Origin of the sequence: Brachybacterium epidermidis (assembly GCF_015209585.1) — a bacterium.
In the GTDB taxonomy this organism is placed as follows: Bacteria; Actinomycetota; Actinomycetes; order Actinomycetales; family Dermabacteraceae; genus Brachybacterium; species Brachybacterium epidermidis.
The window spans coordinates 44,794-58,341 of sequence record NZ_JADEYR010000001.1; the positions used below are offsets into that span (position 1 = coordinate 44,794).

Sequence of the window (13,548 nt, forward strand, 5' to 3'; positions counted from 1 at the left end):
CTGTCCCGGTGCTCACTGCGGAGCCGGTGCTCACGATCCGAGCAGGGCGATCACCCGGTCGATGCCCTCGGCCAGGTCCTCGTCGCTGAGGGCGTAGGAGAACCGCAGGTGGCCGGGCGCGCCGAAGGCCTCTCCCGGCACCGCGGCCACCTCCGCCTCCTGCAGGATGACCGCGGCCAGCTCGGTCGAGGTCTCCACGTGCGTGCCGCGGATCTCCTTCCCCAGGGCGCCGTGCACGTCCGGGAAGGCGTAGAACGCCCCGGTGGGGGTGGGGACCGTGAAGCCGGGCACCTGGGAGAGCTTCTGGACCATGAGCCGGCGCCGACGGTCGAAGGCCTCGCGCATCTGGTCGATGGGCTCCATCGGGCCATTCAGAGCGGCGATCGCGGCGCGCTGGGCGATGTTGTTGACGTTGGAGGTGAGGTGGGACTGCAGGTTGCTGGCCGCCGCGATCACGTCCTCGGGGCCGATCATCCATCCCACCCGCCAGCCGGTCATCGCGTAGGTCTTGGCGACCCCGCCCAGCACGAGCGTGGAGTCGACCAGCTCGGGGACGACGGACAGCACCGAGGTGAAGGGGGTGTCGTCGTAGGTGAGGTGCTGGTAGATCTCGTCGCTGATCACCCACAGCCCGTGCTCGAGCGCCCACTGCCCGATCTCCCGCAGCTGATCTGCGCTCATCACCGCGCCGGTGGGGTTCGAGGGGGAGCACAGCAGGATGGCCCGGGTGGCGTCGGTGCGGGAGGCCTCCAGCTGGGCGAGGCTGGGCAGGTACCCCTGGTCGGCGCCCGCGAGCACCGTGACCTCGCGGCCCCCGGCCAGGCGGATCGCCTCGGGGTAGGTGGTCCAGTAGGGGGCCGGCAGCAGCACTTCGTCGCCCGGATCCAGCAGGGTCGCGAAGGCCTGGTACACGGCCTGCTTGCCGCCGTTGGTGATCAGCACCTGGCCCGGCTCCACGGTGAGGCCGCCCATCCGGGTGGCGCTGTCCGCCACGGCCTGGCGCAGGGCGGGCAGGCCGGCGGTGGGGGAGTAGCGGTGGTTGGCGGGGTCGCCCACCGCATCCCGTGCCGCGTCCACGATGTGCGCGGGTGTGGGGAAGTCCGGCTCACCGGCGCCGAAGCCGATCACGGGACGACCGGCGGCCTTGAGGGCCTTCGCGGTGGCGTCCACGGCGAGGGTGGCGGACGGGGCGATGGAGCTGATGCGCCGTGAGATGCGGGCGCGGTCGGCTGCAGGGAAGGAGGCTGCGGGGCTGCGATCGTCGGCGGTGGTCACGCCCCCATCGTGGCAGAGGCGGGCCGGGTTCGTCAGGAAGTCCGGCCCATGTGATCTGCCCCGGGTCGATTCGCACCGGGTCCGTGAGGCTTGTATGCTGATCGCTGGCCCGAACCGCTACGGCGCGTCACAGCACCCCACCGTGCTGCCGCGGCGTGCCCCCGGGCCGCGCGGGGATCCTTCCCCGCGAAGGGTAGTGGCGCAATTGGTAGCGCAGCGGTCTCCAAAACCGCAGGTTGCAGGTTCGAGCCCTGTCTACCCTGCCCGTCCGTCCGGGCCTGCCCGGCCGGATGCGGATGACCTCGACGAGATCGGACAGTCCACACGTGAACTCCAGCCAGCACGCACCGTCGGCGCCCGCGCGCGGCGACGGTCGGGGAAACGGGTCCAGCAACCCGTTCCTGGCCATCGGTCTGTTCATCCGCCAGGTCATCGCTGAGCTCAAGAAGGTCGTCGTCCCGACCCGCAAGGAGCTGATCGTCTACGCGATCACGGTCCTCGCGTTCGTCATCGCGATGATCCTGTACATCTTCGGTCTCGACTTCGTCTCCAGCTGGCTGTCCCGGATCGCGTTCGTGGTCCCGGACCAAGGGCTCTGAGCTCGCGTCGAGACCCAGCCGGGTCCGCGACCAGGCCCGATCCGATCCACAGCCGCCAGGAAGGCAGGTTCACGATGGTGAGCGACCCGAACGCATCCCGTGAGGACTCCTACGACGACGTCGACGACACCCTGTCGTTCTCCTCGTCCCCCGAGACGCAGAACGCCTCTGCCGGCGAGCAGGTCGATTCTGCCGTGCAGACCGAGGCTGCCGATGACGCCCTGGGCACCTTCGACTCCGTGGACCCCGACGGCGAGGGCCTCGGGGTGAGCGCCGACGCCGAGGACGCGCTGGATGCCACGGATGCGGGCGATGCCGAGGCCGAGGCGGATGCCGTCGCCGATGCGGGCGAGGAGATCACCGAGCAGGCCGATGATGCGGCCACCGCGGAGGAGCCCGCCGCCGAGGAGCCCGAGGAGGAGGACCCGCTGGTCGCCCTCAAGCGCCAGCTGCGCTCCGCCCTGGGCGAGTGGTACGTGATCCACTCCTACTCCGGTCACGAGAACCGGGTGAAGACCCAGCTCACCACCCGTATCGAGACCCAGGACATGGAGGAGTACATCTTCCAGGTCGAGGTCCCGATGGAGGACGCCACCGAGGTCAAGGGCGGCCAGAAGAAGGTCGTGCGACGCGTGCGCGTGCCCGGCTACGTATTGGTGCGCATGGAGCTGACCGACGAGTCGTGGCGAGTGGTGCGCGACACCCCCGGCGTCACCGGTTTCGTGGGCAACGCGACCGATCCCACGCCGCTGACCTTCGACGAGATCTACTCGCTGCTGGCACCGTCCGTGGGCCTGCCCGAGAAGAAGCGCAGCGGCTCGGCCACCAAGGCCGCCGCCGCACAGAAGATGCCGGCCTTCGAGGTGGGCGAGTCGGTCACCGTGATGGACGGCCCCTTCGAGACCATGCCCGCCACCATCTCCGAGATCCACACCGAGGCGCAGAAGCTGCAGGTCCTGGTGTCGATCTTCGGTCGCGAAACCCCGGTCGAGCTGGGCTTCGACCAGGTCGCGAAGATCTGAGACTCGGTCGTCGACGAAGATCACTCCCGATCCCCCTCGACGTCCGCGCGGCGCTCCCGTAGCGTCGCACCCGGCCCTCGCCGCGCCGGAACCCCGGTTCCCGGCGCGATGGCCCAGGGCCAATTGTGGGAGGAGCGCCTGATGAGCTCCGCCCGGACCACGACACAGTAAGGAAGAGCAATGGCTCCCAAGAAGAAGATCGCGAGCGTCATCAAGCTCCAGATCCAGGCCGGCCAGGCCACCCCTGCGCCGCCCGTGGGTCCCGCGCTCGGCGCTGCCGGCGTGAACATGATGGAGTTCGTCAAGGCCTACAACGATCGCACCGCCGACATGCGCGGCAACATCGTGCCGGTCGAGATCACGGTGTACGAGGACCGCTCGTTCACCTTCATCACCAAGACCCCTCCGGCCGCCGAGCTGATCAAGAAGGCAGCGGGCCTGCAGAAGGGCTCCGCGACGCCGCACACCGACAAGGTCGGCAAGATCACCCAGGCTCAGGTCCGCGAGATCGCGGAGACCAAGATGCCTGATCTGAACGCGAACGACATCGAGGCCGCGGCGAAGATCGTCGCCGGCACCGCTCGTTCCATGGGCATCACGGTGGAGGACTGACGACATGGCATTCCGCAGCAAGGCTTACAAGGACGGCGCCGCTAAGATCGAGGACGGCCGCCTCTACTCGCCGCTGGACGCCGTGCGTCTGGCCCAGAAGACCAGCCCGTCGAAGTTCGACGCCTCGGTCGAGGTCGCGATGCGCCTGGGCGTGGACCCGCGCAAGGCGGACCAGATGGTGCGCGGCACCGTCAACCTGCCCAACGGCACCGGCAAGACGGCCCGCGTGATCGTGTTCGCCACCGGCCCCCAGGCCGACGCCGCCCGTGAGGCCGGCGCCGACGAGGTGGGCGACGACGAGCTGATCGAGAAGGTCGCCGGCGGCTGGACCGACTTCGACGCGGCCGTGGCCACTCCGAACCTGATGGGCAAGGTCGGCCGTCTGGGCCGCGTGCTGGGCCCCCGTGGCCTGATGCCGAACCCCAAGACCGGCACCGTCACCATGGACACCGCCAAGGCCGTGTCCGACATCAAGGGCGGCAAGATCGAGTTCCGCACCGACCGCGCGGCGAACCTGCACTACATCATCGGCAAGGTCTCCTTCACTGATGAGCAGCTGGTGCAGAACTACGTCGCGGCGCTCGAGGAGATCCTGCGTCTGAAGCCGGCCTCCTCCAAGGGCCGCTACATCACCAAGATCACCGTGTCCACCACCATGGGCCCGGGCATCCCGGTCGACGTGAACCGCACCCGCAACCTCCTGGAGGACACCGACGAGTCCTGAGACTCCTCGGTTCCTCTCACGGCGCCCCGTCCACCCCAGCGGTGGGCGGGGCGCCGTCGTCGATAACGGGGCCGCCGTGCGCCGGTCTGTAGTGCCCACCGCGAAGCACCCACCGCACAGTTCCCAGCGCACTGCGCGGCCCGCCGTCGGCGCGAGCAACGCTGCTAATACGATGAGTCCGGGATGCGAGACACCATGGTGATTTCGGGACCTTCGAGGTGAGCGTCGCCGATGAGAACCGGGACCCTGTATGCGCCGGAGCAGAGCAGCTCCGCACGCCTCCCGCGGATGCACTGGGACCGCCGGAGGCCCCTATGTGTCTGGAAGGATCCTCTCCCCATGACTGAGTCCCGACCTCCACGCAACACCGAGCCGCCTTCTCGCCAGGGTCCGGGCGGCACCGGAGCCACCGCCCTTGGGCCCGATGGCACCACGGCACCGCGCATGCGCTTCGCCCCCGACACCCTGCGCCACGGCCCCTCGGCCGAGGACCGCTCCTTCATCGGCCACCCCGGCGGTCTGCCGTGGATGCTGCAGGTGGAGATGTGGGAGCGCTTCAGCTGGTTCGGCATGCGCGCGATCCTGCTGTACTTCCTCGTGGACACCGTCGCCAACGGCGGCCTGGGGCTCTCCACCACCGCCGGACAGGCGGTCGTCTCCGCCTACGGCGCGGCCGTGCTGCTCATGACCATCCCTGGCGGCATTTTCGCCGACCGCATCCTGGGCCCGTGGATGTCCACCCTGGTCGGCGGCTCCATCACATCGGCTTCATCGCCGCCGCGATCGGCATGGCGCTGGCCCTCATCTCCTTCTGGTACGGCCGCAAGAAGCTCTCCACCTTCGCGTACACCGTCCCGAACCCGCTCAAGCCAGGGGAGGGGAAGAAGCTGCTGGGCCTCGCGGTGGTCATCGCCGTGGTCGCCACGGTGCTGGTGGTCCTGTTCCAGCTGCTGCTGGGGGAGCTCACCAGCGCGATCGCCTGGGCGCTGTTCCTGTTCGCCCTCGGCACCGCCGGCGTCTACTTCGTGACCATGGTGAAGAGTCCCAAGGTCACGCCCGAGGAGCGGGTGCACCTGGGCGCCTTCGCCCCGCTGTGGGTGGGCAACGTCCTGTTCGTGCTGATCTTCGAGCAGGCCGCCGGAAAGATGGCCACCGTCGCGCTGGAGCACACGGACCGTTCGGTGCTGGGCCTGTTCGAGCTCACCCCCGAGACGTACCAGTCCTTCAACCCCACCTTCGTGCTGATCCTCGCCCCGATCCTGGGCTGGCTGTTCCTGAAGCGGCAGGGGCGCTTCCCCTCCACGGCGCAGAAGTTCGCGATCTCGCTGGTGATCATCGGTATCTCGGCGCTCATGATGGGCTACGGGTTCAGCGCCTTCCCGGGCGGTGCGGCGCTGGCCCCGTTCTGGTTCCTCATCGCCGTGTTCGTCGTGCAGACCGTCGCGGAGCTGCTTATGAACCCGGTGGGCCTGTCGGTTACCACCAAGCTCGCTCCGCGCCACTTCGCCTCCCAGACGATGACGCTGTGGTACCTCGCCCCGGCCGTCGGCATGGGGCTCACCTCCGTGGTCATCCAGCTCATGTCCGGTTTCTCCGACGGCGTGTACTACGCGGTCCTCGGTGGCGTGACGCTGCTCGTCTCCCTGGGCATGTTCGCGATCGCCCCCTGGGTGCAGTCCAAGATGGACGACGTGGAGACTCGGCACGATGAGACGGCCGATGAGGAGGCCGTGTCGGCCGAGGGCTGATTCCCCAGGGTCCTGAGCCCTCAACGCTCGTCAGGTGTCCCGTCCACCCCGCGGTGTGCGGGACGCTGCAGAGTCGCCCCGTTCTTCCGCTGTGCGGCATGATCAGGTCATGACGTTCATCGGAACGCTCGAGCTTCCCGGCGAGTTGGAGGACTCCCGGGCGATGCGCTGGCGACGCCGTGTGTTCGGGCCACGTCTGATCGACGGCCCTGTGCGTGGCATCGCGCTGTTCCTCATGGTGCTAAGCCTGTTGCCCACAAACTTCAATCAGCCCGGCCCGCTGTACGCGGCGACGGTGGTTGCCAGCGCGGTACTCACTCTGCTCGGGGCATGGTTCCCTGGCGCAGTTGCGCTGGCCTCCACGGTGGGATTCCTGGGAGAGATCCTTCTGTTCCCGGCATCACTGGGAAACTTCTTCCTGCCGCTGATCGTTTCAGGGGCGGTAGCGATGGTGCATCAGCGGTGGAGCGTCCTGACCGGTGCTACAGCAGGGCTTGGCCTCGCCACGATGATCCAGACCTTCTCGTGGCCGGACCCCACCACGGATCCGCCCGTCTTGGTTGACCTCGAGTTTTCATAGCGGTGTGGTCTCGATGGGTGGGAGGCATAGAGAAAGGTGCTCCTGGCCTGGGATGATACGGGGTGTTGAAGCTCGTAGCCATCCGCCGGAAGGAGCACCTTTCAGGTGTCCCACCCTACCTTGTTCTTCTACCCCCGTCCGCGCGTGGACATCGCTGAGGTCCCGGCCCTCTCGCATGCTGGTGCGGTGCTGCTGACCGACACGATCCACGCCACCGGCCTCGCCTCTTCGCTGCGGGAAGCACTGGCTCCGTGGACGAAGCCGCTGGCCGAGCACCACGCGGCGAAGGTCCTGCTGGACCTCGCACTCACTCTCGCAATCGGCGGGGAGCATGCTTCGGATACTGATCTGCTGCGTTGCGAGCCGGGCCTGTTCGGTGATGTCGCCTCGGCCCCGACGATCTCCCGCACGCTCACCACCCTCGCCCAGGACGCGCCCACCGTGATCGAGGCGATCTCGAAAGCCCGCCGGGCCGCGCGTGAACAGGCCTGGGCCCTGGCCGGAGACCATTCCCCGACTGTGGGGGCGAGCGTGAAGAGCCCGCTGGTCATCGACCTCGACGCCACCCTGATCACCGCCCACAGTGAGAAGGAGCAGGCCGCACCGACGTTCAAACGCGGCTTCGGATACCACCCGTTGTGTGCGTTCCTTGACCACGGCAGCGACGGGACCGGGGAACCACTGGCGATCCAGCTGCGCCCCGGCAACGCCGGCTCCAACACCGCCGCTGATCACATCACCGTCACCCGTGACGCTCTGGCCCAGCTGCCTGCGGGCCTGCTGGCCCGGGGCGGGCGGGGGTCGAAGAAGATCCTGATCCGCACCGACGGGGCCGGCGGCCCCAAAGACTTCCTGGCCTGGCTCCAGCGGCAGCGTCCGGCCTACTCCGTCGGGTTCACCCCCCCTGCGAACACGCCTGACCTACTGGAACGTATCGACGAGGCAAAGGCGTGGACCCCCGCCTACGACAGCGAGGACGAGGGGATCCGCGAGGGGACATGGGTGGCGGAGCTGACCGGGCTCCTTGACTTAGCCGCGTGGCCTGCCGGGATGCGGGTGATCGTGCGGAAGGAACGTCCTCATCCTGGGGCGCAGCTGCGGATCACCGATCACGAGGGGATGCGCATCACCGCGTTCGCCACCAACTCCCCGCGCGGCCAGCTTGCCGTCCTGGAACTGCGGCACCGTCGCCGTGCACGCTGCGAAGACCGGATCCGTAACGCCAAGGACATGGGCCTTGAGAAGTTCCCGCTGCAGTCCTTCGCGCAGAACCAGATCTGGTGCCAGATCATCCAACTCGCCTCCGAGCTCGTCGCCTGGATGCAAACCATCGCCTTCAGCAGGCACGACGCGAGGAAATGGGAACCCAAACGGCTCCGCGCGCGGTTGTTCGAGATCCCCGCGACCCTCGTGCGCCGCGCCCGGCACAAGGTCCTCCACCTCGCCGAACATGCACCCGAAGCCGTGAGGGTCCTGACCGGCGTCAACCGGCTCCGCACCACCGTCGCACAGACCTAACCCGGCGAGACCACCCGCCCCTACGACCAGCAGCTCCTCTTCTCGGGAGTGGAACCCGACCGCCCGCAACGGACACTGCGACGATCTGTCATACCCGAATGCCAGAATCAGCAGCTCAACACCGGCAACGACGCCGACCCACCCCGCTCACCAGCCCCATGAAACATCGAGGTTGACTGGGCAATCTGGCTATTCGCTATAGCCCTCGCGGGAGGAGCTTTGCTTCTCCAGACCCATCTCAATCGCGCTGTCGCCCACGCAACAGACTCTGCCGTCGAGGCAGAGCGTCAGCTGGAGCGGATTCGGCTCCAACACGCTGCTGACACGCACGACACCGTCTCAAACGCCCTGATGACCCAGAAGGCGATCATCACCGTTCTTGCCGGCTCCCCTCAGTCCACCGTGGATCGCCAGATCCTGGGTGAGCTGGCTCTGGTGAACTCGCGGGCGCAACTGGGTCTCCGGCAGCTCCTTGCGCGGATCCACGGCGCCCGGTCGTCAGCGAGCCCTGTCGATCTGCTGCGGGAGATCGAGCGCACGGTGCTCACGATCCGCTCCAGCACGGAGGCTGCTGGGTACACCATCCACAGTACCGTGAGCATCGCAGACATGCCTGTATCGGCCAGCTTCGCCGAGGAGGTTCAGCTGATCCTCTTCGAGCTGATGACGAACATTCTCAAACACTCCGGGTCGCCCGATCGGGCCACCCTGGAAGTCTCGACCACGTCCGGGGCACATGGCCGGGAGCTGATCCTCGCCACCTCGAATCCAGCATCGCCCCGCGACGATCTTCCTGCGGCACCGTGGTCGATCGAGCATCGCGCACGACGTCTCGATGGCGCCTGCACCATGGCTCAGCGGGGTCATTGGGTCCACGTGCGCGTCACGCTCCCCCTCAAGTGCCAGCCCGATCATCCTGAAGCTCATCCGTGCAGATGATGCGCTCCGACTACGTAACCGATCCAATGCTTCTATGGGAAGGACGCTGCTCATCATTCTATGCTCCGTGCTCATCATGTTCGGGGTGCCCTCTGGTCGTACCGAGGTTCCCTCCCGCGGACCAGATATCAATTCCGAGGCCATCGCTCAGCATCCCGATGGGCACGAGATTCGGTGTCAGTTCTGGCGCTTGTTCGACCCCGCGCGGTACGCCAAGGAGTGCCTATGACGGCGAATCCGCGCCCGGGAGAGAAGGACGTCGTGCGGGTCCTGATCGTGGACGACGACACATGGACCGCACGCGCACTGGCCCAGACCATCACGGCCTCCGGTCAGATCGAGGTCGTCGCGCATGCGCACGAAGGGTCTGCTGCGGTGGAGCTGTTCCGGGCCCATCGGCCTGACGTCGTCCTCATGGATGTCTCCATGCCTCGCGGCATGAACGGCATCGATGCCACCGAGCGCATAATGCGCAACGATGCCGAGGCCAAGATCATCCTCATCACGACCTCATGCCCGAGCCTGGCGCTGCGCCGTGCCCTGGCCTCTGGAGCACTCGGAGCTGTGGCCAAGGACGCCCCCGCTGATGTGCTCGTCGACGTCGTGCTCTCCGTCATGGCAGGACCGTCGTCTGCAACGCTGCGAGAGCAGACGGCCGAGCTCCTGCACGCGGTCGATGCCTCCACTGGTACAGATCACCCGGTGCCGCGCCTCACCGCCGCGGAATTACAGACCCTGCAGCTGCTGGCCCGCGGCTGGAACTACGAGGAGATCGCCGCCCACCTCGTCATCAGCGTCAACACCGTGAAAACGCACACCAGCCATCTCCGCCAGAAGCTCGACGCACGCAACCTTCAACAGCTGCTTGTCACGGCTCGTGCGTACCGATTCATCGACCCGCCCTGACCCCGCCTGGCGGTAGTTCATTCGCCCAGATGATGCCGCGGCTCTGAGCCTCAGTGACGATGTGGATGCGAGCCGACGATGGCTCGCATCATCACCGAAGGAGATCCTCGATGAAGAACCTCACGACCAAGGCAATCCTTACTGCGACCGGAGCTCTCATCGTGCTGGGCGGAGGGCTCAGCTCCGCGAGTGCTTACACGTCCTACCTTGCTGATAGTGCGGGCCGAGCCGATGTAACCAGCACGCGCACGTCCTACTCCGTGAAGGACACCAAGGGAGATGGATATCGGGTCTACGGCGACTTCTGGCTCAATACTGGCGCCAAGCGCCAGCTGGTGACGAAGGCGTACAACCAGACCGTCTCCCAAAAGCTCTCTGGTTCGGAGAAGGTAGCGTCCTTCCGGGCGTGCCTGGATCGTCCCGTCGAGCTTGATACTTGCGCCAAGCGACAGTACATCTGATCCCCACTCTCGCCACGCCCGCCTCGGCAGCGCCACATGGCCGAGGCGGGCGCTTCCCCACTACGTACTTCCTTCACGAAAGTCTCTTCGCCCATGCTCGAGGTTCATCAGCTCGTCATCGCCTACGGCCGACGCACAGTCCTCTCCGGTGTTGATTTCACGCTTCCAGCAGGTGCGTCGGCAGCCGTGCAGGGCCGTTCTGGAAGCGGAAAATCCTCTCTGCTCGCTGCGATCCTCGGCATGGTGACACCGTCCTCGGGGGACATTACTGTCAACGGCGAGTCGGTGATCAGAATGCGCTCGGCGGCGCGGCGAGATTTTCTCCGGCACACCGTGTCCATGGTCTTCCAGCACGGTGAGCTCATCGATGAGCTCGAGCCGTCGGAGAACGTCGAGGTTGCGGCGCTGCTCGCGGGGCAGAGCCGCCACGATGCCCGTCAAAGTGCAGCGCAGCTCCTGAGTGATCTCGACGTGCAGGCCACCGGGATCCTCACACGAGATCTTTCCGGTGGTGAGCGGCAGCGCGTCGCCGTGGCCAGGGCACTCATCACGAAGCCTCAGCTCGTCCTCGCCGATGAGCCGACCGGTTCTCTCGATGCCGAGTTCCGGGACATGGTCGGTGACCTCGTGCTGTCGATACCCGAGCGGTGGGGCAGCTCTGTTCTCATGGTGACGCACGATCCGGACCTCGCGGCTCGTGCCGATTCCTCGTATCGCGTTGTGGCGGTTCCAGGAGAGTCCTCGCGGTGGGAGGCGGTTGCATGAGCATCGGCCGAAGCACCCCTCAGGCGGCCACGATGTTTCGCCTTGGGTGGCGGGGGGACGCCACACACTTCGAGCGGCGTATCGCCTCGGCGATGATCGCGCTGGCCACGGCTGCGATGGTGCTGTCCACAGGGTTCCTCGGGATCATCTGCGCGACGTTTCAGGAGCGGCTCGAGACCGACCACAGCCGTATCGCAGATGGCTGGTTCTCCGGTGAGGACGCCACGGCAGAGGGAGCACGGTGGCGCATCGTCGCTGACGCGGTCGAGGACCGATGGGTCGACGTCATCATCGTCGTCCCCGAGGAATCCACTCCCCTCCCTCCCGGGCTGGAGGCCTGGCCGGAGCCCGGGACCGTCGTGCTGTCACCAGCACTTGCCGCTCATCCTGATGGTGCAATCATCGCCGAGCGCTATGGAGTCTTGTCCCAGCAGCAGGTACAGGGAGACGGTCTCGTCTCACCCCAAGAGCGCATCGCATATGTCCGACCCAGCGCTGCAACCGAGCAGCAGACCTTCGGTTACTCCGTTTCATCGTTCGGAATGCCTTCCCCCGTTGAGCTGACCAGCGAAGGGCTGACCGGCGGCCCCGCGCGCCAACGGGGCATCTGGAACATCACCATCGGTTTTACGCTCGGCGTCATCGCCCCCGCCCTGTTGTTCATGGCCATCGCATCACGCACCGCATCCGCGCGACGCGACCAGCGGCGGCAGATGCTGCACATCCTCGGCGCGGGGCGCAGGGAGGATCTCGCCTTCCTCCTCGGTGTCTTCGCGGTTCCCTTCACGGCAGGCATCACGAGCGCGGGGGCAGTCATCACTGCTCTGATGGTCTTTGATCTCTACATCCCGATCGGCCGCTACACGATCCAATCGGCGGATCTGCGGGCCCATCTGCTGTGGGTGATCGGCGCTGTCCTCCTCGGCGCGAGCATTGCCGCTGCAATGCTGCTCGGGCTGAACCAGCTCCGACGGCACCGTGGCACCCGCCCTCGGTCCTCCCAGCGTCCGGACAAGCTCAGGCAGATGCTTCCGCTTCCGCTTGCTGCCGTGGCGATGATCATCGCGTGGCTGAACACTGGTCGATGGGAGCTCAGCGCCCTGCGGCTGTTCGTCACCTACGGCGGCATAGCAGCGGTTGCCATCTGCCTTCCCGGGTTCATCGGCATCATCACCTCGCTCGCAGCACGTGCCCTCGCCGCGTGGGGACAGCGATACGGCAGCGTGAGCGCCCTGGTCGCAGGACGCCTCATGATGGCCGATCCGGGAGCGGTGCGACGCCTCAGTGCCGGCATGGCCCTGGTCATCATCCTCGTGGCCCACCTCATGACGCTCGGCACCATGACCACCTCGGCATTCAGGGAGGCCGCCGCCCTGCGAGACCGCTTCGGGGACTCCCTGCTGGTACTGGACACCTCCCGCAGCGGTGATGAGGCGCCGCAGCTCGTGGATGATGCGCTCTCGGGCAACGGTGATGTCATCGCCGTGATGACCCAATACGGGAACTCCCCGAGCGACCCGGTCCGCGCAACGGTCACCGGATCCTGCGATGCGCTGAGAGCGCTCGGCCTGCCGTGCACCGATGGTCCGCTGGAGACGTCGGATCGGGTGGATGACGACAGAGGACGCTGGATGCTCGGTGGCATCGACGAGGTGCAGATCGCTGTGGGCAGCGCCTGGGATATCTCCCCCGATGGGGAAGCGCCCGCAATCTATGCCGTCTCACTGGACGGCGAGGATCTTCCCCGCGAGGAGATCGCGATTGAACTGTCCCAGCAGGTGCTGCCCCGCCCCGAGCTGTCGAACATCGGCGAAGAGTGGCTGCTGGGCTACTGGACCGGCTACGACAGCTTCTACCGCTGGCACCCGTTGATCGCAGTAGTGGCAACAGTGCTACTGGCGCTGGCGATCTCCGGCGTCGTGCTCGGGGACTCCGATGGAGCATCGGATCGGCTCGGGGTGCTGAGCATGTGGGCACCCGGGCCGGGGCTCTCCCTCGGGGTCGCAGTCGGTCGAGTCCTGATCCCGTTGCTGGCCGCCATCGTCACCGGCGGTGTCACCGCCTTCGCCACGACGTTCCCCTACACACTTCCACCGTTCAACGGATTCCTCCCGCCGGGATACTTCCTGGCCACCTCGGTGCTGCCGGTGCTGGCGGCACTGGTCATGGCCGCAATCGCGGCCCTCGCGCAGCACCGAGCCCTGCGTCGATGGCGGCCCGGTGCGTCGTCTGCGTGAGCCATCCCGGTGGCACTCCGCCCAGGAGACGGCAATGTCCCGACCCGCATCATCTAGATCATGGACGAGAGGTCAAGCCGCTGTGCGCGGCTGACCGCACTCAGCGAAGGGCCCCGCACCGATCACCGGTGCAGGGCCCTCCTCTCAGCTGCTCAGCCGCTC

At 67.0% G+C, this 13,548-nt stretch carries 13 protein-coding genes and 1 tRNA gene; 13 read left to right on the forward strand and 1 reads right to left on the reverse strand.

The window, feature by feature from the left end; genetic code table 11:
- Positions 1-30: 30 nt before the first annotated feature.
- Positions 31-1,275 carry a pyridoxal phosphate-dependent aminotransferase gene (locus IOE58_RS00210; protein ID WP_193864407.1) on the reverse strand — a complete coding sequence of 415 codons (1,245 nt, stop codon included), beginning with the start codon at positions 1,273-1,275 and terminating at the stop codon, positions 31-33.
- Positions 1,276-1,465: 190 nt separating this feature from the next.
- On the opposite strand from IOE58_RS00210, the gene IOE58_RS00215 reads away from it, so the two are divergent.
- The 13 genes from IOE58_RS00215 (at position 1,466) to IOE58_RS00275 (ending at position 13,386) form a co-directional block, all read left to right on the forward strand.
- Positions 1,466-1,538, forward strand: a tRNA-Trp gene (locus IOE58_RS00215).
- A gap of 63 nt (positions 1,539-1,601) precedes the next feature.
- Positions 1,602-1,874, forward strand: coding sequence for a preprotein translocase subunit SecE (gene secE, locus IOE58_RS00220; protein WP_193864408.1), 273 nt, complete (start codon positions 1,602-1,604; stop codon positions 1,872-1,874).
- 74 nt (positions 1,875-1,948) lie between these two features.
- A complete protein-coding gene (nusG, locus tag IOE58_RS00225) occupies positions 1,949-2,896 on the forward strand; it encodes a transcription termination/antitermination protein NusG (protein ID WP_193864409.1) in 948 nt (315 codons plus the stop codon).
- 180 nt (positions 2,897-3,076) lie between these two features.
- Complete coding sequence (gene rplK, locus IOE58_RS00230; protein WP_193864410.1) at positions 3,077-3,508, forward strand: 50S ribosomal protein L11; 432 nt, start codon at positions 3,077-3,079, stop codon at positions 3,506-3,508.
- A 4-nt stretch (positions 3,509-3,512) separates the two neighbouring features.
- Positions 3,513-4,232: a 50S ribosomal protein L1 gene (gene rplA / locus IOE58_RS00235; RefSeq protein WP_193864411.1), complete on the forward strand. Its 720-nt coding sequence runs from the start codon at positions 3,513-3,515 to the stop codon at positions 4,230-4,232.
- A 728-nt stretch (positions 4,233-4,960) separates the two neighbouring features.
- A complete protein-coding gene (locus tag IOE58_RS00240) occupies positions 4,961-5,980 on the forward strand; it encodes a peptide MFS transporter (RefSeq protein ID WP_259792147.1) in 1,020 nt (339 codons plus the stop codon).
- A 109-nt stretch (positions 5,981-6,089) separates the two neighbouring features.
- Positions 6,090-6,560, forward strand: a complete 471-nt coding sequence (locus IOE58_RS00245; protein ID WP_193864412.1) for a hypothetical protein — start codon at positions 6,090-6,092, stop codon at positions 6,558-6,560.
- Positions 6,561-6,665: 105 nt separating this feature from the next.
- Entirely contained in the window at positions 6,666-8,078 is a 1,413-nt protein-coding gene (locus tag IOE58_RS00250; RefSeq protein ID WP_431831679.1) for an IS1380 family transposase, read from the forward strand.
- 219 nt (positions 8,079-8,297) lie between these two features.
- Positions 8,298-9,017: a sensor histidine kinase gene (locus IOE58_RS00255; protein WP_193864413.1), complete on the forward strand. Its 720-nt coding sequence runs from the start codon at positions 8,298-8,300 to the stop codon at positions 9,015-9,017.
- A 225-nt stretch (positions 9,018-9,242) separates the two neighbouring features.
- Entirely contained in the window at positions 9,243-9,923 is a 681-nt protein-coding gene (locus IOE58_RS00260) for a response regulator (RefSeq protein ID WP_193864414.1), read from the forward strand.
- A gap of 110 nt (positions 9,924-10,033) precedes the next feature.
- Positions 10,034-10,384 carry a hypothetical protein gene (locus IOE58_RS00265; RefSeq protein ID WP_193864415.1) on the forward strand — a complete coding sequence of 117 codons (351 nt, stop codon included), beginning with the start codon at positions 10,034-10,036 and terminating at the stop codon, positions 10,382-10,384.
- Between the two features lie 93 nt (positions 10,385-10,477).
- Positions 10,478-11,149, forward strand: coding sequence for an ABC transporter ATP-binding protein (locus IOE58_RS00270; RefSeq protein WP_193864416.1), 672 nt, complete (start codon positions 10,478-10,480; stop codon positions 11,147-11,149).
- A complete protein-coding gene (locus tag IOE58_RS00275; RefSeq protein ID WP_228018421.1) occupies positions 11,146-13,386 on the forward strand; it encodes an ABC transporter permease family protein in 2,241 nt (746 codons plus the stop codon). Before IOE58_RS00270 ends, IOE58_RS00275 begins: the two co-directional genes overlap by 4 nt.
- Positions 13,387-13,548 lie beyond the last annotated feature (162 nt).